The organism is Rubellimicrobium rubrum (genome assembly GCF_006152115.1).
GTDB lineage: Bacteria > Pseudomonadota > Alphaproteobacteria > Rhodobacterales > Rhodobacteraceae > Rubellimicrobium > Rubellimicrobium rubrum.
In genome coordinates, this window is record NZ_VDFU01000007.1 from 107,469 (window position 1) to 129,168 (window position 21,700).

Annotated in this window: 22 protein-coding genes and 1 tRNA gene; 10 read left to right on the forward strand and 13 right to left on the reverse strand. The window is 63.7% G+C overall.

The genetic code is table 11. The features are described 5' to 3' along the window. Nucleotides 1-2: 2 nt before the first annotated feature. From FHG66_RS08200 to purC, 5 genes are all read right to left on the reverse strand, one after another. Entirely contained in the window at nucleotides 3-1,757 is a 1,755-nt protein-coding gene (locus tag FHG66_RS08200; protein WP_139076265.1) for a sensor histidine kinase, read from the reverse strand. 47 nt (nucleotides 1,758-1,804) lie between these two features. Then, nucleotides 1,805-2,473 (reverse strand): phosphoribosylformylglycinamidine synthase subunit PurQ, encoded by a 669-nt coding sequence (gene purQ, locus FHG66_RS08205; RefSeq protein WP_139076266.1) that lies wholly within the window; start codon nucleotides 2,471-2,473, stop codon nucleotides 1,805-1,807. Nucleotides 2,474-3,000: 527 nt separating this feature from the next. Beyond that, nucleotides 3,001-3,414, reverse strand: coding sequence for an alcohol dehydrogenase catalytic domain-containing protein (locus FHG66_RS22200; RefSeq protein ID WP_246082515.1), 414 nt, complete (start codon nucleotides 3,412-3,414; stop codon nucleotides 3,001-3,003). A gap of 148 nt (nucleotides 3,415-3,562) precedes the next feature. After that, nucleotides 3,563-3,802, reverse strand: a complete 240-nt coding sequence (purS, locus tag FHG66_RS08215; protein WP_139076267.1) for a phosphoribosylformylglycinamidine synthase subunit PurS — start codon at nucleotides 3,800-3,802, stop codon at nucleotides 3,563-3,565. Nucleotides 3,803-3,812: 10 nt separating this feature from the next. Beyond that, the gene (gene purC, locus FHG66_RS08220; protein ID WP_139076268.1) at nucleotides 3,813-4,577 is read right to left on the reverse strand and encodes a phosphoribosylaminoimidazolesuccinocarboxamide synthase; all 765 of its coding nucleotides are present in this window, start codon (nucleotides 4,575-4,577) and stop codon (nucleotides 3,813-3,815) included. A 157-nt stretch (nucleotides 4,578-4,734) separates the two neighbouring features. On the opposite strand from purC, the gene FHG66_RS08225 reads away from it, so the two are divergent. From FHG66_RS08225 to FHG66_RS08240, 4 genes are all read left to right on the forward strand, one after another. Beyond that, a complete protein-coding gene (locus FHG66_RS08225) occupies nucleotides 4,735-5,052 on the forward strand; it encodes a DUF1476 domain-containing protein (protein WP_139076269.1) in 318 nt (105 codons plus the stop codon). Nucleotides 5,053-5,166: 114 nt separating this feature from the next. After that, the gene (locus tag FHG66_RS22870) at nucleotides 5,167-6,279 is read left to right on the forward strand and encodes a DUF2156 domain-containing protein (RefSeq protein ID WP_139076270.1); all 1,113 of its coding nucleotides are present in this window, start codon (nucleotides 5,167-5,169) and stop codon (nucleotides 6,277-6,279) included. A 12-nt stretch (nucleotides 6,280-6,291) separates the two neighbouring features. Next, a complete protein-coding gene (gene bmt, locus FHG66_RS08235; RefSeq protein ID WP_139076271.1) occupies nucleotides 6,292-7,305 on the forward strand; it encodes a betaine--homocysteine S-methyltransferase in 1,014 nt (337 codons plus the stop codon). A gap of 119 nt (nucleotides 7,306-7,424) precedes the next feature. After that, complete coding sequence (locus FHG66_RS08240; RefSeq protein WP_139076272.1) at nucleotides 7,425-7,655, forward strand: hypothetical protein; 231 nt, start codon at nucleotides 7,425-7,427, stop codon at nucleotides 7,653-7,655. On the opposite strand, the gene FHG66_RS08245 is transcribed toward FHG66_RS08240, so the two are convergent. Continuing rightward, the gene (locus tag FHG66_RS08245) at nucleotides 7,637-8,719 is read right to left on the reverse strand and encodes a PA0069 family radical SAM protein (RefSeq protein ID WP_139076273.1); all 1,083 of its coding nucleotides are present in this window, start codon (nucleotides 8,717-8,719) and stop codon (nucleotides 7,637-7,639) included. The two genes, FHG66_RS08240 and FHG66_RS08245, sit on opposite strands and share 19 nt — an antisense overlap. Before the next feature lie 157 nt (nucleotides 8,720-8,876). Between FHG66_RS08245 and FHG66_RS08250 the strand changes: the two genes are divergently transcribed. Both FHG66_RS08250 and FHG66_RS08255 read left to right on the forward strand, forming a co-directional pair. Next, nucleotides 8,877-9,575: a corrinoid protein gene (locus FHG66_RS08250; protein ID WP_139076274.1), complete on the forward strand. Its 699-nt coding sequence runs from the start codon at nucleotides 8,877-8,879 to the stop codon at nucleotides 9,573-9,575. Beyond that, nucleotides 9,562-10,188: a DUF1638 domain-containing protein gene (locus FHG66_RS08255; protein WP_139076355.1), complete on the forward strand. Its 627-nt coding sequence runs from the start codon at nucleotides 9,562-9,564 to the stop codon at nucleotides 10,186-10,188. The genes FHG66_RS08250 and FHG66_RS08255 overlap by 14 nt, the downstream gene beginning before the upstream one ends. Nucleotides 10,189-10,190: 2 nt before the next feature. Here FHG66_RS08255 and FHG66_RS08260 read toward each other — a convergent pair whose 3' ends face one another. The 4 genes from FHG66_RS08260 to purM form a co-directional block, all read right to left on the reverse strand. Next, nucleotides 10,191-10,601, reverse strand: a complete 411-nt coding sequence (locus tag FHG66_RS08260) for a SufE family protein (RefSeq protein ID WP_139076275.1) — start codon at nucleotides 10,599-10,601, stop codon at nucleotides 10,191-10,193. An 86-nt stretch (nucleotides 10,602-10,687) separates the two neighbouring features. Next, nucleotides 10,688-11,851, reverse strand: coding sequence for a ribonuclease D (gene rnd / locus FHG66_RS08265; protein WP_139076276.1), 1,164 nt, complete (start codon nucleotides 11,849-11,851; stop codon nucleotides 10,688-10,690). A 9-nt stretch (nucleotides 11,852-11,860) separates the two neighbouring features. Continuing rightward, a complete protein-coding gene (purN, locus tag FHG66_RS08270) occupies nucleotides 11,861-12,475 on the reverse strand; it encodes a phosphoribosylglycinamide formyltransferase (protein ID WP_139076277.1) in 615 nt (204 codons plus the stop codon). Next, on the reverse strand, nucleotides 12,472-13,506 hold the full coding sequence (purM, locus tag FHG66_RS08275; RefSeq protein WP_139076278.1) for a phosphoribosylformylglycinamidine cyclo-ligase: 1,035 nt from the start codon (nucleotides 13,504-13,506) through the stop codon (nucleotides 12,472-12,474). Before purM ends, purN begins: the two co-directional genes overlap by 4 nt. A 101-nt stretch (nucleotides 13,507-13,607) precedes the next feature. Between purM and FHG66_RS08280 the strand changes: the two genes are divergently transcribed. Next, nucleotides 13,608-13,683, forward strand: a tRNA-Ile gene (locus tag FHG66_RS08280). A gap of 13 nt (nucleotides 13,684-13,696) precedes the next feature. Here the strand turns inward: FHG66_RS08280 and FHG66_RS08285 are convergent. After that, the gene (locus FHG66_RS08285) at nucleotides 13,697-14,533 is read right to left on the reverse strand and encodes an SIR2 family NAD-dependent protein deacylase (protein ID WP_139076279.1); all 837 of its coding nucleotides are present in this window, start codon (nucleotides 14,531-14,533) and stop codon (nucleotides 13,697-13,699) included. Between the two features lie 112 nt (nucleotides 14,534-14,645). On the opposite strand from FHG66_RS08285, the gene FHG66_RS08290 reads away from it, so the two are divergent. The 3 genes from FHG66_RS08290 to FHG66_RS08300 all read left to right on the forward strand — a co-directional run bounded on the left by FHG66_RS08290 (nucleotide 14,646) and on the right by FHG66_RS08300 (nucleotide 20,063). Next, complete coding sequence (locus FHG66_RS08290; RefSeq protein ID WP_139076280.1) at nucleotides 14,646-15,839, forward strand: low temperature requirement protein A; 1,194 nt, start codon at nucleotides 14,646-14,648, stop codon at nucleotides 15,837-15,839. A gap of 293 nt (nucleotides 15,840-16,132) precedes the next feature. Then, the gene (gene acs, locus FHG66_RS08295; RefSeq protein ID WP_139076356.1) at nucleotides 16,133-18,100 is read left to right on the forward strand and encodes an acetate--CoA ligase; all 1,968 of its coding nucleotides are present in this window, start codon (nucleotides 16,133-16,135) and stop codon (nucleotides 18,098-18,100) included. Nucleotides 18,101-18,251: 151 nt separating this feature from the next. Then, nucleotides 18,252-20,063: an MFS transporter gene (locus tag FHG66_RS08300; protein ID WP_218013806.1), complete on the forward strand. Its 1,812-nt coding sequence runs from the start codon at nucleotides 18,252-18,254 to the stop codon at nucleotides 20,061-20,063. Nucleotides 20,064-20,124: 61 nt separating this feature from the next. Here the strand turns inward: FHG66_RS08300 and FHG66_RS08305 are convergent, their stop codons facing one another. Then, nucleotides 20,125-20,406 (reverse strand): hypothetical protein, encoded by a 282-nt coding sequence (locus FHG66_RS08305; RefSeq protein WP_139076281.1) that lies wholly within the window; start codon nucleotides 20,404-20,406, stop codon nucleotides 20,125-20,127. Between the two features lie 121 nt (nucleotides 20,407-20,527). Continuing rightward, nucleotides 20,528-21,700 (reverse strand): fumarylacetoacetate hydrolase family protein, encoded by a 1,173-nt coding sequence (locus FHG66_RS08310; RefSeq protein WP_139076282.1) that lies wholly within the window; start codon nucleotides 21,698-21,700, stop codon nucleotides 20,528-20,530.

A 21,700-nucleotide genomic window follows, 5' to 3' on the forward strand; every position in this document is an offset into this window, starting at 1 on the left:
ACCTACTCGGCAGCAGCGACCTTGGCGTCGAGCGCAGGGAGGACGACCTCGAAAACCGCTCCTCCATCCGCACCATTGCGTGCGGTCAACCGCCCGCCTAGGTCGTTCACAATGCCGGAGGAGATGGCAAGTCCCAAGCCAACTCCGTCTCCGGGCTGCTTAGTGGTATAGAAAGGCTCGAAGAGCGCGTCTAGGTCTTCGATTCCCGGGCCATTGTCGCGGACTGTTAAACTGACGGTCTGGCCGGCCGCAAGCAGGATCTCGACTGCAGGATCCTTCACACTACGCGTCGCATCAAGAGCGTTGCGCAACAGGTTGATGATGACCTGTTCCAGGCGCAGCCGGTCACCGAGGATCACGGCTGGGCCGTCCGACATCGTTCGCGTTATGGCCACCCGGCGCGCCTTGAGCTGCGGCTCCATCATGGCGAGCGCCGAAGACACGGCATCGCGGACGTCGAACGGCTCGAACGCATCCGAGCCCTTCCGCGCATAGCTCTTGAGCTGTCGCGTGATGGCGCCCATGCGATCGATCAGATCGTCGATCCTTTGAAACGAGGCGAGCGCTTCCTCTGGCCGCTTGCGTTGGATGAGGAGCCGGGCGCCGGCAAGGTATGTCTTCATGGCCGCTAGGGGCTGGTTAAGCTCATGACTCACGGCAGCCGACATCTCCCCAAGGACGGCGAGCTTGGACGACTGCGCCAGGGTCTGCTCGGCGACCTGGAGTGTCTTCTCCATGCGCTCCCGCTCTGCGATCTCCCGGCTGAGCCGCGCGTTGAGCAGCCGCAATTCGGCCGACTCCTTCTGAAACGTGATCAGGCGCGAGGCCGTCTTTCGGGACGATAGCCAGAATGCGAGCGCCAGCAGGATCGCGAAGCCCATGATCTCGAGGGCGAGGACGCCGTTCACCCGTTCGCGCACGCTGGCATAGGCTGTGAACCCGATCAGCCGCCAGCCTTGGAACGGGATGCGGAGTTCGCGCCGCATCACTGCCTCACCGCTCACATACGCATCGACGGGCAAGGTGGTCCAATCCTGAGTGACCCGTAGGGCCCGCTCGATCGACGACGGCGCCGATGTGAGTTGCAGGGCGTCGGTCTCGGTCAGGCCACGCCAGCGCCGCTCGGTGGCAAGGAGGACGTCCCCGCTGGCATTGGTCACCATGACGGCGTCCTGCGTTCCGGCCCAGCTCTGCTCCAGGCGCGCAAGGTTCACCTCAACGGAGATTACGCCTAAGACCTCGCCGCCCTCCTCGACGCGGCGGGAGTAGAGGAATCCAAAGGCGCCGGTGGGCTGCTCGACGACCGTGAACTCCGTTCCGGTTCCCCGCAGAGCCTCGGTGAAGTAAGCCGTGGCCGCGTGCACCTCGCCTAGCCGCCTGCGCTCGGTGGCAGCCACTACACGGCCTTCGCGATTGTAGAGCATGATCGAGGCGGCCCCGATCTCGTCCACGAGACCGAGGAGCCTTTGGGTGGATCGTGAGAAGTCCCCGATCTGGAGCGCGTTGATCAGCTCGGGATCACGTACGAGCAGTTGGGGCACGATGGAATTGCGCTGAAGCTCTGAGACGAGCTGACCGACATAGAGCGTGTAGCGGACCTCGGCCCGGTTTCTCACCGTTTCGGTGAAACGCTGGGTCAGGACTTGGTTGGTGATCCAGATGATCGCGACAGCGGCTAGGCAGAACAGCGCGAGCGCGATGCGCGGCCACCAGGATCGGCCAAGTCCAGCGTTGGGGGTGTCTCGGACGTCGCTCATGCCTGGTGGTCTAAGCCTTGCCGCATCCGCCCTCAAGGAAGGCGGACCTAGGCAGTCGCAAACTGGCCGACGAGGCCGCGGAAAAGCGCCAGCCCATCCGTGCCGCCGTGATTGGGATCTGCCGCCCGTTCGGGGTGCGGCATCAGGCCGAGAACCCGGCGATTGGCGGAAAGCACGCCAGCCACGTCCTCCAGGGAACCATTCAGCGGAGCGGCATAGGTGAATGCGATCCGATCTTCGCCCCGGAGACGGGCCATCGTTTCGTCGTCAGCGAAGTAGTTCCCGTCATGGTGCGCGATCGGAAACTGCACCTCCTGACCCGTGGCGTAGCCTTCGGTGAAGGCCGAGTCCGACGTACCCACATGCAGGGTGGCCGTGCGGCAGATGAACTTCAGACCGGCGTTCCGCATGAGAGCCCCGGGCAGAAGACCCATTTCGGTGAGGACCTGGAAGCCGTTGCAGATTCCCAGCACATACCCTCCCCGCCTGGCATGGGCCTGTACGGCCGCGCCGATCGGAGACTGCGCCGCGATGGCTCCGCAACGTAGATAATCCCCGAAGGAGAACCCGCCCGGAACGGCCACGAGGTCGGTTCCCGCAGGCAGGGCATGATCCTTGTGCCAAGCCAAGCTCACATCTGCGCCCGCATGGCGGAGAGCGACAGCGAGATCCCGGTCGCAGTTCGAACCAGGGAAGACGACAACGGCAGCCTTCATCGTGACACCTCCTCAGGATGGGCAGGGTCCTTAAGACCTGCGTGCCTTTCGCCGTCAACCCTGCGGTGTGTCGCAAGAGCCAAGTCAAGAAACTGGCCGCCACAGCCGTGCCAAGAGGAGTCCCGGCGTCCATCGCCGGCGATTTCGGCCGAGACACCAGAAAGTCCTGTCTCGCTGGAAGCCAGCGGAGCCAGATCCCTTCGGCCGGTCTCGATCAGCCCAAGAAGCGGAGGATGCTGCCCAGTAGGCGTCCCATGGTTGCCAAGACCGGTCAGGTGGCCCGAATAGACGGACATGACGTCCACTTCGATCCGAGACCGTGAATGGCAGGCAGCCCGACTTGGACGTGACGCCCCAGGGGTCGTAGGCAGCGGCTCGAGGCATCCAGGGCGCAGGGGAGCCCAAGGCTTCCAAGCTCGCATGCGCGGCGGCGCCGTTCAGATCCCGGATTGCCTGGGCGGGTTCATCATCCCGCGCATTGGCGACCGCGTTGGCCCCAAGTCTTTACGCAGGATCGCTCACCATGTTCACAGCCCTGATGCGGCACTTGTCGCTTGGCCGAGGACGACCAAGAGCCCAGGTCCGTGGACGGCCAGCCACTCGCCCGGCTTCGAAGCAGTGCGCCCGGTCAGTACGTGCCAGGCTGTCGAAGCCCGGCAACCCAGCCCTGCCACAAGGTCAGGCGACAGTCGCACAGGCGAAGGAGTAAGATTGTGGTCGCGCGGCACGGACACGTACTCGGCGAATGCTCCCTGTGTAGTGAAGCCCGGAATCACCTGATCGACCCAGGTGGTCGACTCCCCGGCTAGGCAGCAGGGACACTCGCCGCAAGCCAGAGTGAATGGGGCTATGACCTGATCGGCCAGCCTCCAGCGAGACCGGGTTCCAGCGTCAACGAGCTCTCCAGAATACTCCTTGCCGAGGATGTGCCCCGGCTTCACGAGCCAATGCTCACCACCCCGCCGTGCCAGTCCGAGCGGGAGACCACGCAGGACAGAACCCGAAGCGCGACCCGTCGTCAGGGCAGCCCGGGTCAGGTTGGTTCTGGACGACGAGCGGTGTGGAGCTTGTCCAGCACCGCCTCGCGCATCAGGCCAGTTCGATCCGGTAGCTTTCGATGACCGTGTTGGCCAGAAGCTTCTCGCACATCGCTCGCACCTCGGTCTCGGCGGTCGGGCGGTCCGATGCGGCGAGGTCGAGCTCGATCACCTTGCCTTGGCGCACGCCATTCACGCCCTCAAAGCCCAGTGAGCCCAGGGCACGTCGAACGGCTTCCCCCTGGGGATCGAGAACCCCGTTCTTCAACATGACGGTGACAGTGGCCTTCATCAGCGAGCCTTCAATTGATCAGAGTAGGCTTGGGGCGATGCGTGACGTTCGACGGCAGAACGCCAAGGCGACGCGCGACCTCGGTATAGGCTTCCGTCAGCGAACCCAGATCGTTGCGGAACACATCCTTGTCGAGCTTGCGGCCAGTCTCGATGTCCCAAAGGCGGCACGAGTCCGGGCTGATCTCATCGGCCACAACCAAGCGAGCGAAATCACCGTCCCAGATGCGACCGATCTCGATCTTGAAGTCCACGAGCTTGATGCCGACGCCCATGAAGACCCCCGACAGGAAGTCGTTCACCCGCAGCGCAAGCGCAACGATGTCGTCGAGGTCCTGCTGCGCCGCCCAGCCGAAAGCGATGATATACTCCTCGGGCACCAGCGGGTCGCCGAGCCGATCATCCTTGTAACAGAACTCAACGATGGGTCGCGGAAGCTGCGTGCCTTCGTCCATGCCCAGTCGCTTGGCCATCGAGCCCGCGGCAAAGTTCCGGACGATCACCTCGAGAGGGATAATCTCAACCTGACGAACGAGTTGCTCGCGCATGTTGAGGCGGCGGATGAAATGGGTGGGCACGCCGATCTGCTGAAGGCCGGTCATGAAGAACTCGCTCAGGCGGTTGTTCAGGACACCCTTGCCCTCGAAAACTTCCTTCTTGGCGCCATTGCCGGCCGTCGCATCGTCCTTGAAATACTGGACGATGGTCCCCGGCTCCGGCCCTTCGTAGAGGATCTTCGCCTTGCCTTCGTAGATCTTCTTGCGACGTGGTGCCATGAAGGGGCTCCTGGGGGTCGGGGGACCCGCTCCTATGAGGTTGCTGGCCTCATACGGCAAGGCCCCCTTGCGGGCAAGTCACCCCAGGGTCATACCACGCGCAGCCACGGCGAGCCCGATCGGGGATTGCCACATTCCAGGAGGAAAGGTCACGGCCATGACCACGTTCGACGACCGCGAGCGCGCCTTCGAGGCCCAGTTCGCCCATGATGCCGACATGCAGTTCCGAGCCGAAGCCCGGCGCAACCGGCTCTTGGGCCTGTGGGCAGCCGGCCTGCTCGGAAAGTCCGGAGACGAAGCATCGTCCTATGCCAGCGCCGTCGTCAAGTCGGACGTCCAGCAGCCTGGCGAGGAGGACGTGTTCGAGAAGATCAGGTCCGACCTTCACGGAACGGTTGACGACGCCACTATTCGCCAACGCATGCGGGCCCTGATGGCCGAGGCGAAAGCTCAGTTGATGAACGAGGCCGACTAAGGACCTTGGGCACCGATCTCCGAAAAGCCGGATCTGTTAACCCGACTTTCACGACCTTCCGGGGACACTGCTGCGGCTTGGGGAACTGGTTCCCGGCCCGCACCCGGAGGCTCAATGTTCTTACAGGCCAAACCACGCCTGCCGCTTCTGCAGGAGGCGACAGGCGCTTCACGGGATCGGGCGCTCGCGCATGCTCCTCAGGCCGAATGGGGACTGGTCCATCAAGGGGCTAAGGTGCTCCTGACCTCGGACCAGAATGCAGGCTGGCTAACCCTGACCGCGGGCCCGTGCCTGGTGGCCCTTGGTCTTCCCCTGGGACGAGCCGGCCTGCAGGAGCTGTTTCACACGGCCAATGTCGCTGGACGGCGGCCGCTGCTCTACAAGTGTGACAGGGCCACGGCACTGACGGCACGCCAGAACAAGTGGCGTGTGGTTCGCCTTGGCCAAGAGGCTATGCTCGACTTGGCGGAATGGAGCCAGGAACGTCCGTCCCGCCGACAACTCCGCCGGAAGATCCGTACCGCCGAAAAGGCTGGCATCCGGGTTTCGACCGGCTCCGACCTGCCTCTGGCGGAAATGGAGGCCGTGAACCGCGTCTGGTCCGAGAGGCACGGTGGCGAGAAAGGGTTCTCCATGGGCCGTTTCGAACCCACGTACCTGCGGCGCCAGCGCACTTTCCTGGCTCACCTTGAAGGACGCCTTGTCGCCTTCGCGACCTTCCATGCCACACAGGAGGAGTGGACGCTCGACCTGATGCGGCATGTCGAGGACACCCCTAGCGGCACGATGCACCTGCTCATTGCCGCCGCAGCGTCCAAAGCGCGCGCAGAGGGGTGTGCTCGACTCAGTCTTGCAGCCATTCCGCGACCCCTGCCCGACTGGGCAAGTCGGCTGACACGCTGGCAACCTTGTCTCGGCCTAGCTCAGTTCAAGAAGTCCTTCGGTCCAGTTCTCGTACCGCGATATGCCGCGGCTCCGGATGTACCGTCCCTTGTGATGGGTTTGCTCGCCGTAGCCCTGGCCATCCATCGGCCACAGCCCCCCATTCCTGAATCAGAGATGCGAGATCCTGCGCTGCCAGCCGCTCGCCTCAGGAGCAGGCGGCTGGAAAGACGACGGCGGTGGCCCCACTTTGGGTTTGATCCCGCGCGCGTGCCATGCGATGCGCAGCCGGCGAAACTGCGGCCGGTGGCCTTCCTGCTTTCCGGCCGGCGCCCGCCCTCGTAGAAAGTTTCAAGGATGACCGACGCCCTGTCCCGCCTGCTCGAAACCCGTGACTGGCTCCTAGCCGACGGCGCGACGGGCACCAACCTCTTCAACATGGGTCTGACCGCTGGTGAGGCGCCGGAGCTTTGGAACGACGAGCATCCCGATCGCATCCGCCTTCTTTATCAAAGTGCCGTCGACGCTGGCAGCGACCTGTTCCTGACAAATAGCTTCGGGGGCAATGCGTCACGCCTCAAGCTTCATGGCGCCGACGGCCGTGTGAGGGAACTCAACCGGCAGGCTGCCGAGATCGGGCGCGAGGTCGCGGACAAGGCGGCTCATCCGGTGATCGTGGCCGGGTCGGTCGGCCCCACTGGTGAGATCATGTCCCCCATGGGCACCCTGACCCACGAAACGGCCGTGGAGATGTTCCACGAGCAGGCGGAAGGTCTGAAGGAGGGTGGTGTCGATGTTCTCTGGGTGGAGACCATCAGTGCCACCGAAGAGCTTCGTGCCGCCGCAGAGGCGTTCGCGATGGCTGGAATGCCGTGGTGCGGCACCATGAGCTTTGACACCGCCGGTCGCACCATGATGGGGGTAACTTCGGCCGATATGGTGAAGCTGGTCGGGAAGCTGCCCAACCAGCCCATCGCCTTCGGCGCGAACTGCGGCGTCGGAGCATCGGACTTGCTTCGGACAATCCTGGGGTTTGCCGCCGCCGGGCCGGAACGCCCGATCATCGCAAAAGGCAATGCCGGCATTCCACGCTACCACGAAGGACACATCCATTATGACGGGACACCCGAACTGATGGCCGAGTACGCCATCCTCGCTCGGGACGCCGGTGCCACGATCATTGGGGGCTGCTGCGGGACGATGTCGGAGCATCTGCGATTGATGCGGGACGCGTTGGAGAACAGGCCTCGTGGCGAACGGCCGACGCTTGAAATCATTGCTGAGCTTCTTGGGAAATTCTCGTCCACCTCCGACGGCACGGGCGACGATCAGACCCCGGTGCGCCGGGGCAATCGCCGGAGCCGAAGTTAACACGCTCGGACCCCCGGGATGCTGATCCGGGGCGTTATCTTCGGCCTTTAAGTCCCGGTCGGCTCTTAGAATTCGGTGCTTCGATACCCATATATCCTCCTACAGACTAGGAGGTGGATATGCAGTTGGAAGGTCATAGGGTTCTCAGGAAAGGGCACACCCGGCGGCGCTACGGAAAGGTCGACGCACAGGTCACGACACGCTTGAACGACGACGGCTCGGAAATCGTCTTTGAGTCTTCGATTCCGGTTTCGAAGGGATGGTCGGATGTTTGTTTCGTCCTGCCAGTCGACGCGCTGCCAGAGTTGATGCGGCTTGCGCTGGAACGACGTCAGAACAGCGAAAGCTGACAGTCAGGTGGTTTGGGTACGGTGAACAGATCGGTTTGGAGCGGCGGAAGCGGAAGAAACCCGAGTCGCTTCCGCGCCAACTCGAAACGAGCTGCAAGGAGCTGGGCCCATGTTCCCTGGCCCGTCATTCGAGTGTTCCATTCAGGGTCATAGTCGCGTCCACCGTGCAGGTCCCGCACGCGGTTCAGAATGCGCGTGGCCCGGTCAGGGAAGCGTTCGACCACCCATTGTCGAAACAGTGGGCTAACTTCGCGCGGAAGCCGCAGCACGATCATGCTTGCAGCGTGAGCGCCGGCCTCCCTGGCGGCGGACATGATGACCTCGAGTTCGTGGTCAGTCAGAGCCGGAACGACGGGAGAGACCTGAACACGGACCGGTATGCCGCACGCGGAAAGCCGCTGCAGCGTCAACAACCGGCGTTCCGGAGTGGGTGCCCTTGGTTCCATCGCGCGCGAGACCGCCGCATCAAGCGTGGTAAGGGAAAGTCCTACATTCACCAAGCCCAGCTTTGCCAACGGCGCGAGCAGGTCGATGTCCCGCTCGATCAGCGTTCCCTTCGTGGTGATCGTAAAAGGGTGACGATGCTCGCCAAGAACTTCGATCAGACCTCTCATGATGCGTCGGTCGCGTTCGATCGGCTGATAAGGATCAGTGGCGGTTCCCACGGCCAGCACCTTCGGCACGTACCCACGCTGCGCGAGTTCGCGGGCCAGCACAATGGGCGCAGTCGGCTTGGCGATCAGTCGAGTCTCGAAATCGAGGCCCGCCGACAGGCCCAAGTACGCATGCGTCGGGCGCGCAAAGCAGTAGATGCAGCCATGCTCGCAGCCTCGGTAGGGGTTGAGAGAGCGGTCGAACGGAATATCGGGTGAGTTGTTCGTGGCAATCATCCGTCGCGGCCGTTCGTCGGCGACTTCGGCCTGAAGTGGAGGCAGAGGCTCGTGACGGCCCCAGCCATCATCGACCGGGACACGAACATAGGGTTCGAACCGACCGGCTTGGTTACTGGCCGCCGCTCGACCGGGTCGCTGCGCGGCGGGAAGGTGCGACGGCATCTCTGTCATGAGCCAAGGATTAGAACATTTAGTGAACATAGCAAGGCTGATCCTCAGGGAGGTCTTGCCCTTTCGTCGGTTGCGAGGCAGGCGGTGTCGTAATCCGCTGCGACCGGCTCACCATGCCGGCGCACACAGGTCCCACGACCCGACCCGAGGAGCCACCATGGCCGACGACGAGATCATCCTATCCGAACTCGATGACGAGGAACTCGTCGCACAGATGTTCGATGACCTTTACGATGGTCTCAAGGAAGAGATCGAGGAAGGGGTGAACATCCTCCTTGAGCGCGGCTGGACCCCCTACGACATTCTGACCAAGGCCCTGGTCGGGGGCATGACGATCGTGGGGGCGGACTTCCGGGACGGCATCCTGTTCGTGCCCGAAGTGCTGCTCGCCGCCAACGCGATGAAGGGCGGAATGACCATCCTGAAGCCGCTGCTTGCGGAGACAGGAGCGCCTCGTGTGGGCAAGATGGTGATCGGCACCGTCAAGGGCGACATCCACGACATCGGCAAGAATCTGGTATCCATGATGATGGAAGGCGCCGGTTTCGAGGTCGTCGACCTTGGCATCAACAACGCTGTCGAAAAGTACCTCGATGCACTGGAATCCGAAAAGCCGGACATTCTGGGCATGTCAGCCCTGCTCACGACCACGATGCCCTATATGAAGGTCGTGATCGATACGATGAAGGAAAAGGGCATCCGCGACGACTATATCGTGCTCGTCGGAGGCGCGCCGCTGAACGAGGAGTTCGGGCGCGCGATCGGGGCCGATGCCTATTGCCGCGATGCCGCCGTTGCCGTGGAGACCGCCAAGAGCCTTGTCGCACGCAAGCACAACCAACCTGCCGCCCACTGACGAGCGCCTGACCGACGGCGGCCTCGCTCCCGAGGGACGAGGCCGCGTCCTTGTGATCGCCTGTGGAGCGATCGCTCGTGAGATCCTGGCCATCCAGGACGCCAGCCGGCTGGATCATCTGGATCTCCAGTGTCTACCCGCCATCCTGCACAACACGCCTGATCGGATCGTGCCAGCGGTCGAGGCAGCCGTCAGGGCTGCGGCAGGACGATATGCTTCTGTCTTCGTGGCCTATGCGGATTGTGGAACTGGGGGGCTGCTCAAGGCAGCCTGCGAACGGCTCGGCGTCGAGCTTATCGAAGGACCGCACTGCTACAGCTTCTTCGAAGGGAACCAAACCTTTGCGGGCCGTGATGAATTCACCGCCTTCTATCTGACAGACTTCCTTGTCCGTCAGTTCGACGCATTCGTCTGGCGGCCTTTGGGTCTCGATCGCCACCCCGAACTGAGGAACCTGTACTTCGGCCACTACGAGACGCTTGTGTATCAGGCACAGGTCGACGATCCCGCACTGACCCACAAAGCGCGGGACTGCGCCCAGAGGCTTGGCCTAGGCTTTGAACGCAGGTTCACCGGCTACGGCGACTTGGCCGCCGCGCTTCGGGAGTTGTGACTTCAGGCCGCCTCGCGCGCGGCCTCCCGAATGCGGACGATCATGGCACGCAAGCCGTTCGAGCGCTGCGAAGACAGATGGCTGTCAAGCCCGAGGCGCGCCAACTCGGCCTGGGCGTCCACCTTTTCGACCTCGGACACCGGCAGGCCAGCATACATAGCCCTGAGAATGGCGATAAGGCCCCGGACGATGGTCGCGTCGCTGTCGCCAAGAAAATCGAACCGGCCGGCCGAGATCTCTGGGTGGATCCAGACCTGCGAGGCGCAGCCGTTCACCTTGGTCGCCGGAACCTTCAGCGCTTCGGGCATCGGCGGCATCGCTTTGCCCAGGTCGATGACTTCGCGGTAGCGCTCTTCCCAGTCACCCAGAAAATCGAAGGTTTCGGCAATATCCTCAAAGGCGGGCGTGGCCATGGCAGGGCTCCGGTGACAGTGGCAGCAAAGCGGGCTTCGACATACCTCGCTTTGCCGGAGGACATAGATGGCGGTTTGTTCCCGGCCTACAAGCGGACGGTCACGACGTTCTGACCTTTTGCGGCCAGCCCGACTCGCCCTTCGCAGAGCTGGATCGCGTCTTCGCCGAAAACCTCCCGGCGCCAGCCCTGCAAGGCGGGCATGTCGCGGCCCCCGGCTGCAATGGCATCGAGCTCGGCGGAGGAGGCGATCAGACGCGCCGCCACCCCTTCGCTGTCCGACTTGGCCTTGAGCAGAACCCGGAGAAGGTCCGCGAGGGCGGGGTTGACCTGAAGCTGCTCACGCGGGTCGCTCTGCCGGGGCAAGTCCTCGGGGCGCAGGCCCGCAGCGCGCTTGACCGCAGCCAAGATCCCTTCGGCAATATCCCCTCTGCGTCCCTCGCGAAGAAGAAGGCGGGACTTGGAAAGGTCTGCCTCGGATTGGGGGCGCGTTGTGGCCAGTTCCACCAAGGCGTCGTCCTTGAAGACCCGGCTTCGCGGCACGTCCCTGCCCTGCGCATATTCCTCGCGGAAGCGCGCCAGTTCCACCAGGGCCGCAAGCATCTTGTTGGATCCGGGCCGAGTCCGTACCCGCTCCCAAGCGTCGGCAGGATCGGTGCGGTAGGTGGCAGGATCCATGAGGATGGCCATCTCCTCCGCCACCCAATGTTCCCGCCCATTCCTGGCCAAGCGTTCGGCCAAGTGGATGTAAACAGAGCGGAGATGCGTGACGTCGGCTGCCGCATATCGCAACTGAGCCTCAGTCAGCGGCCGGCTCGACCAGTCGGTAAACCGCGAGGACTTGTCCACCTCGGCCCTGGCGATCTTGCGGACCAGAGTCTCGTAGCTGACCTGATCGCCGAAGCCGCAGACCATCCCGGCCACTTGGGTATCGAAGAGCGGCTTCGGGATTACGCCCGCGTCCACATAGAAGATTTCGAGATCCTGCCGCGCAGCATGGAAGACCTTCACCACGTCGGGGTTCTGGAACAGGGCGTAGAGGGGAGCAAGACTCAGTCCATCTGCGCCGATGATGGGGTCCACGATGGCAACAGCTTCGTCCGTGTCGCCGGGATAGGCGATCTGAAGAAGGCAAAGCTTGGAATAGTAGGTCCGCTCGCGAAGGAATTCCGTATCGACGGTCACAAAGGGATGCTGGGCAGCACGGTCGCAAAAGGCGACAAGGGCCTCGGTCGTGGTGATGATCTGCATGATTGACGCCTAGGTCATCGAATGGAAGTTGGAAAGGTGGATCGGTGTGCGGTCGCCCACGACGAAACGCCGCAACACCTCGGGATACAGCCGGTGCTCCTGCACCAGGACACGAGCGGCCAGGCTGTCCGGCGTGTCGCCCTGCTCTACGGGAACGCGGGCCTGGCCAAGAATCGGGCCGAAGTCGAGTTCCTCGGTCACCTCGTGAACGGTGCAGCCATGCTCGTGGTCACCGTTCGCCAAAGCCCGCGCATGGGTGTGAAGCCCTGGATAAAGCGGAAGAAGCGAGGGATGGATGTTGAGCATCCGTCCTCTCCAGGCTGCGACGAAATCGGGCGTGAGAATGCGCATGAAGCCGGCAAGGCATATCAGGTCGGGTTCCTCGGTCGCCAAGGCCGCCTGAAGCTCGGATTCGAAGGCCGATCGATCGCGGCCGAAGGGACGGTGATCCACGGCAGCCGTGTGAATGCCGAGATCCCGCGCCTTTGCCAACCCCCCAGCCTGGGGGTCGTTGGACACCACTAGAACCGGCCTTGAGGGATGATCGCCCGTCATGGATCTGACCAGAGCCACCATGTTCGAGCCGCCGCCCGACAGGAGAATGGCGACCCGCCGAAGGCTCACGCGAGTTGACCCCTATAGGTTACGCCCTCTCCCGCCGCGACGCGGCCCAGTGGGACCACGGTCTCTCCCGCGTCTTGCAGGAGTTGGGTCAGATCATCGGCCCGGTCAGCCGCAGCGACGATCACCATCCCGACCCCCGCATTGAACGTCTTGAGCATCTCGGCTTCGGCGATTCTGCCAGCCTCCTTGAGCCAAGCGAAAACCGGCGGCAGCCGCCACGCGCCAAGGTCGATCGTAGCGCCCAAGCCAGCAGGAAGGATGCGCGGCAGGTTCTCGGTCAGGCCGCCCCCCGTGATATGTGCAAGGCCGTGGACACCGCCGGCCCGAATGGCCGCCAGCGCAGGCTTCACATAAAGGCGCGTCGGGGTAAGCAGCGCCTCGCCCAAAGCTTGATCCGACCAGGGCGCGCGAGAACTCCAGGACTGCCCAGCAACCTCGGCCACGCGGCGCACGAGGGAGAAGCCGTTCGAATGCACCCCGTCCGAAGCCAGGCCAAGTAGGATGTCGCCTTCGACGACGCCCTTCGGCAGATCGCCCCCGCGCTCCATGGCGCCAACCGCGAACCCCGCGAGGTCGAAGTCACCCCCGTTATACATGCCCGGCATCTCGGCCGTCTCTCCGCCGACCAAGGCGCAGCCCGAGCGCGCGCAACCCTCGGCGATGCCGGCGATGACTCGGGCGGCCTCTTCGACCTCCAGCTTTCCGGTCGCGAAGTAGTCAAGGAAGAGCAGCGGCTCCGCGCCCTGGCAGACGAGGTCGTTCACGCACATGGCGACCAAGTCGATGCCGACGCCATCAAGGTGTCCGGTTTCGATCGCGATGCGCAGCTTGGTCCCTACCCCGTCCGTCGCGGCCACGAGGATCGGATCCTGATATCCGGCGGCCCGAAGATCGAACAGCGCTCCGAACCCGCCAAGGCCCGACATCGTGCCGGCCCGTTCGGTCCGCCTCGCATGCGGCTTGATCCGGTCCACAAGGGCATTGCCCGCGTCGATGTCCACGCCCGCCTGCGCGTAGGTCAGCCCGCTCATGCCCGCACCTCCGTTGTGACGCGCCTGCGTTAGCCTAACTGCGACCGAGGAGCCAGAGCCGCTTGACGGATCGCATGCCCTCTGCCACGGGAACAATTGGCGGGCCGGTAGCTCAATGGTTAGAGCCGAGCGCTCATAACGCTTTGGTTGGGGGTTCGAGTCCCTCCCGGCCTACCATGGGGCCCTGTCGTCAGGCCTCGTCTCCGCTGCGCAATTGTCCTACCCGCTCTGTCAGGCGGGTCAGGAAGTCTGCAAGCGCAGCGCCTGGATCCGACATTTCGGAGGTCAGGACCGTGATTCCCCAACTGTTGAGCACGGCTTCCTGCGCGCGCCCGGCCCTTGGCAGGAAAACGTAGCTCCGCGGTCGGTTCCGCTCGTAAGCGGAGCGGCTCCAGGATTCCCACACCCTGTGGAGGAGGAGCCGGATGTTGAGGTCCTGCATCGAGTAGCCGACGAACAGAAGGGTCCGGCTCATCGCGTCGGCCCTGAACTTGACGTCCACAGGAGAGTCAAAGTTGAGACGGGCAAAATAATCCGTCTCGGTCAGCACGAGGCTCGCGTCGTCGTCGAAGTCGCCATGAAACTTGACGATCTGCGTGTGCTCGGACGTGGCAAAGGTCAGATCGCGCTCGTTGGCGATCTTGGTGAAGGGCTTCCCCTGGATGGTGAACGCCACCTCGAGATTCCGATCATAGTTGGTCGTGTAGATCAGGGGAAAGTCCAGGTCCACGATGTGCCGATGAATCACCGAGTCCTTGACCCGTTCCTCGGAGACCTTCCATTCCCTGTCCATCCAGCTTCGCAGCGGGCCGATGCTGCCATGGCGGAGGCGGTAGTATTCGGCCAGGATAGGGTGGCCCAGGTTCCGCCCGAGGTCGTCCTCCTCCAGCTTCAACTCCCCGATCATGTGGTCGATCAGGTCCTGCCACGAGGGGAGGCCCACGACCATCGACACGCCAGCGCCCACGAAAAGAATGGCCCGGCGCTCGTTGATGGATCCGGCAAGATCGTCGATGTCGCTTTGCATAATGAACGCCCAACATGGCTATCGTGGGAATGTTCCATCCGACAGGGACCCGGCAGGCTCGTATCCGGGTTCCTTGGGCGACAGTGGTCCTGACGACCCAAGGGGAAGGCTCATGGCCGACGCGACCTCTCGACACTGGCTGCGCGACCGGTCCAAGGACGAGTCGGCCGAAGTCACCTATGTCGAGTTGTTCTTCGACCTGGTGTTCGTTTTCGCGGTGACGCAGCTGTCGCACTACCTGCTACTGAACCTTTCGGCCGAGGGGGTGCTGCGGACGCTTCTGCTGTTCGTGGCCGTCTGGTGGGTGTGGATCTACACCTCTTGGGTCACCAACTGGCTCGATCCGGACAGGACACCCGTTCGCCTGCTGCTGTTCGCCCTGATGTTCGCCGGGCTCATGATGTCGGCGTCGATCCCCCAAGCGTTCGGGGACAGGGGTCTCGCCTTCGCGCTGGCTTATGTCGGCATGCAGGTCGGTCGGTCATTCTTCATGATCTGGGCCCTCACCCTGGCCAAGCACGACGCACGGGACAGCTTCCAGCGCATCACCATCTGGCTCCTCCTTTCCGGAGCGCTCTGGATGTCGGGCACGCTGTTCGAGAACGACCTGCGCTACATCTTTTGGTTGCTTGCCGTCGGAGTTGAGCTGCTGTCACCGTCCATCGGGTTCTGGGTCCCGACGATGGGGCGCTCGTCGCCGGAGGACTGGGACATCGAGGGACCACATCTGGCCGAGCGGTGCGGGCTGTTCATCATCATCGCCCTGGGAGAATCCCTGCTGGTCACGGGGACGACATTACAGGACATCAACTTCTCACCTGCGAATCTTGCAGGCTTCCTGGCCGCCCTGGCCTGCGCGGTATCCATGTGGTGGGTATACTTCGATCTGGGAGCCCACCGAGGCGAGCGTGCCCTTGAGAGGTCGGACACGCCGGGACGGCTCGCCCAACTGGCCTATACCTATCTGCACATGCCAATCGTGGCCGGCATCGTGGTATCGGCCGTAGGCGACGCCAAGGTGCTCGAGGATCCCCTGGGAGAAACGACCTGGGTCACGGGTGCCGTGATCCTGGCAGGCCCAGGCCTGTTCATGCTGGGAAACCTGTTGTTCAAGGCGGCCGTGACCGGCCGACGTCCGGTCTCGCATCTGGCTGGTCTGGGCATCCTGGCCCTCTGCGCGCCGTTTGCCACGTTATTGCCCCCGCTCGCGCTGAGCATGGTGACGGTTGTTGCATTGATCGTGGTGGCGTTGTTGGAAGGACGTCTGGCACGATCCAGGACAGCAGCATCGCAGGGGCTGCACTGAGGGGAGGTCCAATGCAGTGGGTCGTCGCATTCGACATGCTTGCAAACATCAAGCCTCACTCGGCCTGTCAACGCTATTTTGTTTATAGAATATAGAGATACACAAACGGCGGTGACGCGTTTTCACACCCACTCGGCCAGGACTGTCAATTTGTTGACGAAAGTGCGCAAGCGAGGAACCAAGGCGAACTTTCCCTCGGTCCATTAACGTATCGTTGACATGGGATGGAGCGTCGGACGTGCAGGTCTGACGGACGCCAGGGACCAAGATCCCGGCACGAGGAGGAGAGAATGATGCTCGACCACGAGCTGCGGGGTGCCCAGGGCACTGCCGCCGATGCCACCGCGTCCGCGCCGACCGAGGGCGAAGCCTACAAGCGGTACTACGACGCCTCCGTGACGGACCCTGATACCTTCTGGGGTGCGCAGGCCAGGCGGCTGACCTGGATCACCCCGCCGACCAAGGTCAAGAACACCTCCTTTGAAAAGGACAACGTGTCGATCAAGTGGTTCGAGGACGGCACGCTGAACGTATCGGCGAACTGCATCGATCGGCATGTCGCCACCAATCCCGATCGCGTCGCCATCATCTGGGAGCCTGACAACCCCAAGGCTCCCGCTCGCCACATTACCTATCGCGAGTTGCTGGAAGAGACCTGCCGCATCTCGAACGTTCTCAAGGCCCACGGTGTCCGCAAGGGCGACCGGGTCGTGATTTATCTGCCGATGATCCCCGAAGCAGCGTTCGCAATGCTAGCCTGTGCTCGGATCGGAGCCATCCATTCCGTCGTGTTCGGAGGGTTCTCGCCGGACTCGCTGGCCAACCGCATCAACGACTCGGACGCGTCTGTGGTCATCACCGCTGACTTCGCGCCCCGTGGCGGCAAGACCACCCCTCTCAAGTCGAACACCGACGCCGCGCTCCTGCACTGCTCGGACAAGGTCAAGTGCATGGTCGTCCGTCACACGGGTGGGCAGATTCACTGGACGGAAGGGCGCGACATCGACCTGACCGAGGAGATGCGGAACGCCCCATCCTATTGCTCCTATGCCGAGATGGGAGCCGAGGATCCGCTGTTCATCCTTTACACCTCCGGCTCCACCGGCAAGCCCAAGGGCGTGGTGCACACATCCGGGGGCTATCTCGCCTACACGTCCCTCACGCACGAGGTCTGCTTCGACTACCAGCCCGGAGACATCTGGTGGTGCACGGCGGACGTGGGCTGGGTGACCGGGCACAGCTACATCGTCTATGGTCCACTCGCGAATGGCGCTACCGTCCTCATGTTCGAGGGCATTCCCACCTGGCCCGATCCGGGCCGCTTCTGGGAGGTGGTGGACAAGCACAAAGTGACCCACTTCCATAGCGCCCCCACCGCGATCCGCTCCTTGATGGCGCAAGGCACGGAATGGGTGGACAAGCACGACCTGTCCTCGCTGAAGCTACTCGGCACGGTGGGCGAGCCCATCAACCCCGAAGCCTGGAACTGGTATCACCAGCATGTCGGCAAGGGTAAGCTGCCCGTGATCGACGCCTACTGGCAGACCGAGACCGGCGGCCACCTGATCTGCCCGCACCCCAAGGCGACGACGCTCAAGCCCGGTTCGGCCACGACGCCGTTCTGGGGCATCAAGCCGGTCGTGGTTGACGCCTCCTCGGGCGAGGTCATCGAGGACACCAAGACCGAGGGCGTGCTCTGCATCGCGGACTCCTGGCCAGGGCAGATGCGCACCGTCTGGGGCGACCACAAGCGGTTCGAGGACACCTACTTCGCGCAGTACCCGGGCCTCTACTTCACCGGCGACGGCTGCCGGCGCGATGAGGACGGTTATTATTGGATTACCGGCCGCGTGGACGACGTGCTCAACGTGTCCGGGCACCGGATGGGCACGGCCGAGATTGAAAGCGCCCTCGTGGCCCACGAAGTCGTGGCCGAGGCCGCGGTTGTGGGCTACCCGCACGACATCAAGGGCCAGGGCATCTACGCTTATGTCACCCTGATGCGTGGCGTGGAGCCGACCGAGGAGCTGCGCAAGCAGCTCGAAACCTGGGTCCGCCAGGAGATCGGGCCGATCGCCAAGCCCGACCTGATCCAGTGGGCGCCCGGCCTGCCCAAGACCCGGTCGGGCAAGATCATGCGCCGCATCCTGCGCAAGATCGCCGAGAATGACTTCGGCGCACTGGGCGACATCTCGACGCTCGCCGACCCCGGCGTCGTCGAGGAGCTCATCGAGAACCGCATGAACCGCGGCACGTCATGACTGACTGCCCCGGCCCGGACTGAACCGGGCCGGGGATACCCAGCCAACGACCCGCGCCGGGCCCGTCCTTCCCAAGAGGAGGGGAAGCCGGAGCCATGCCAAGCGGCGCGGGAGGAGACGGCCGGCAACGACCGGCATCAAGGAGGAAGGAATGGCATCGATCGACGCAGGGACCGGCGTGAACCGCACGCGTCCCATGACCGCCGAGGAGAAGAAGGTCATCATGGCCTCCTCCGCCGGCACAATCTTCGAGTGGTACGACTTCTACCTTTACGGCTCGCTCGCCGCGATTATCGGCGCGCAGTTCTTCACGCCGTTCCCCGAGGCCACGCGGAACGTCTTCGCGCTCCTGGCGTTCGCGGCGGGCTTCATTGTCCGCCCGTTCGGCGCGCTGGTGTTCGGCTCGCTGGGTGACCTGGTCGGCCGGAAATACACCTTCCTGATGACGATCCTTATCATGGGCCTGTCCACATTCCTTGTGGGTCTCCTGCCCAACTACTACCAATGGGGCGTGGCCGCGCCGATCATCCTGATCGTGCTGCGGATGCTGCAGGGCCTCGCGCTCGGGGGCGAGTACGGCGGCGCCGCAGTCTATGTGGCCGAGCATGCACCCATCGGGCGTCGTGGCTACTACACCGCATTCATCCAGACCACGGCGACGCTGGGCCTGCTGCTCTCGCTGATCGTGATCATCTCGGTGCAGGGTTACGTGAACGGAAACTGGCCCGACCAGCCCGTTCTTGACGCGGCGGGCGCTGCGATGACCAACCTCGACGGCTCGCCGATGATGCAGAAGGCGTTCAACGCTTGGGGCTGGCGGATCCCGTTCCTGGGCTCAGTCTTCCTGCTCCTGATCTCGCTCTACATCCGTCTGCAGATGAACGAATCGCCCGCCTTCAAAGCCATGAAGGAAGAAGGCTCGGCGTCCAAGGCGCCGCTGCGCGAAGCCTTCGGCAACTGGAGGAACGGCAAGTTTGCCCTGATCGCGCTGTTCGGCCTCACTGCCGGTCAGGCCGTGGTCTGGTACTCGGGCCAGTTCTACGCACTCTTCTTCCTCCAGAACGTCATCAAGGTGGACAGCTTCACCGCCAACGTCCTCGTGGCCTGGTCGCTGATCCTGGGCACCGGTGGCTTCCTGTTCTTCGGCTCGCTCTCGGACCGCATCGGCCGCAAGCCGATCATCCTCGCCGGCTGCCTTATCGCAGCCCTGACCTACTTCCCGGTCTTCGAGGCCCTGACCCGCGTCGCCAATCCGGCGCTGCATGCCGCCCACCAGACCCCGGTCACGGTGACGGCGAATCCCGAAGACTGCTCGTTCCAGTTCAACCCGACCGGAACGGCCAAGTTCACCTCGTCCTGCGACATCGCCAAGGCCCAGCTTGCCCGGACCTCGGTCAACTACACCACCATCGAAGATCCGAATGCGACCGCCGCCGCCATCCAGATCGGTGACGCGGTCATCCCGTCCTACGACGCCGGGAACCTGGCGGGCGAAGAACTCGCAGCCGCCAAGTCCACCTTCGACACTAGCGTCGCTGACGCTCTCAAGGGCGCGGGCTACCCGCTCGTCGCGGCTGACAACACCTCGGTGGCGGTGGCCTCGAACTTCGTGGACATCTTCACCGGCCAGAAGCTCGCGATCATCGCGATCCTCACCTACCTGATCCTGCTCGTCACCATGGTGTATGGCCCGATCGCGGCCATGCTCTGCGAGATGTTCCCGACCCGGATCCGCTACTCGGGCCTGTCGCTGCCCTATCACATCGGCAACGGCTGGTTCGGCGGCCTGCTGCCCGCGACCGCCTTCGCGATCTCGGCGCAGACCGGAAACATCTACTCGGGCCTGTGGTATGCCATCATCGTGGCGGCCATGACCGTCATCATCGGAGCGATCTTCGTTCCCGGCGGCACCCAGAACAAGTCGATGTTCACCGACGATCCTGAGCACAAGATGCATCGCTGATCGCCTGACATCATTGCGCCGATGCAGCCGCCCCGGAGATATCTCCGGGGCGGTTCGCATGTCAGGGCATGATGCGCAGCACGACATGGCGGATCGCCATGACCACCGCGAGCAGCAGAACATTGGCGATCACGCCTGCAGCCACGAGTTGCCAGAACGGCGTGGCCGCGCCCTGCCCCATCGTGGCCGGGATGATGAAGGCCACGAAGAGCACGCCTGCGGCCAGTGGCAGCCATCGACCTGTGACGGCTTCTGTCCTGAGCATGGTGACCACAAGAGCCACGATCAGCCCGAGGCGGAACGGGTCGGTCAGTTGAGTCGAAAGAAGTTCGGTCATGGTCATGGGGCATCCTCCGCCTCCATGCTAGCCGAAGGGATGCCTCTTGCGAACACCTTGGCCAGGGGATGGCCCGACTTGGGTTACGTCATTGCGGGACCGTCAGGCTCAGGAAGGCGAACTGGCTTCAGGAACCCGCAAGCAGTTTACGGTCTGCCAAGTTCCGCATGAGAGCCCCAAGGCCGAATGTCCATGCCGGCACCTCTATCGCGAGCCGCACGGTATTCACAAGCGCGCCAAGCTCGGGCGCTGCAATTGTCACACGATCCCCCAGATGGTGGGTGAACCCCTGCCCCGGCCCGTCGCGATCCTCCACCGGCGCGAACAGGGTGCCGAGGTAGAGCATGAACCCATCGGGATACTGGTGGTGTTGGCCGCAGGTCTGCGCGGCAAGATCGACCGGGTCGCGGCTGATCTCGCGCATGGAGGACCGGCCTTCCATGCGGTAACCGCCGTCCCCCTCCACGACCAGCGTCAGCTCCAGTTGCCGTACATGGTCGATTGTGAATTTGTCGTCGAGAAGCCGGATGAAAGGCCCGATCGCGGCGCTCGCGTTGTTGTCCTTCGCCTTGCCCAAGAGCAGCGCCGAACGCCCCTCCACGTCGCGGAGGTTCACGTCGTTGCCGAGGGATGCGCCACGAATGCGTCCTTGGCTGTCGCAGGCCAGCACGACCTCGGGCTCGGGATTGTTCCAGCGGGATATGGGGTGGAGACCGACGTCAGAACCCCAGCCCACCGCTGCCATCGGGGAGCACTTGGTGAAGACCTCGGCATCCGGACCGATGCCGACCTCGAGGTACTGCGACCACAGCCCCTCGGCTTGCAGGACGCGCTTGACCTCGGCTGCCGCGTCCGATCCCGGCACGAGGTCCCGCAGCCGCTCGCCTACCACCTCGCCCACGCGCACGCGAATGCCTTCGGCTCGCGCGGGGTCGCCGCCCGCGCGTTCCTCGATGACCCGCTCGATCATGGAACGGGCGAAGGTGACGCCGCAGGCTTTCACGGCCTGGAGATCGCAAGGCGCGAGGAAACGCGTGGCATCGGGATCGCCCGACCGTGCAGCCGCCAGACTGGCCTCGGCCAACCGGTCCAGGGATCCCACCTCTTCAGCCGGGAGATCCCGCACAAGCGCAGGCAGATCGTCGCTCTCAAGGAGAGCACTGATGGTCGGGACGTGGGGCGAGGTGATGTCGAACACCGCCCCTGACCGCACAGTGACGACGCTCGGCCCTAGCCCCTTGCGCCAGATCCGTCCGACGAACAGCCCTTCGGCCGGAAGATCCGGAAATGAATGCACCAT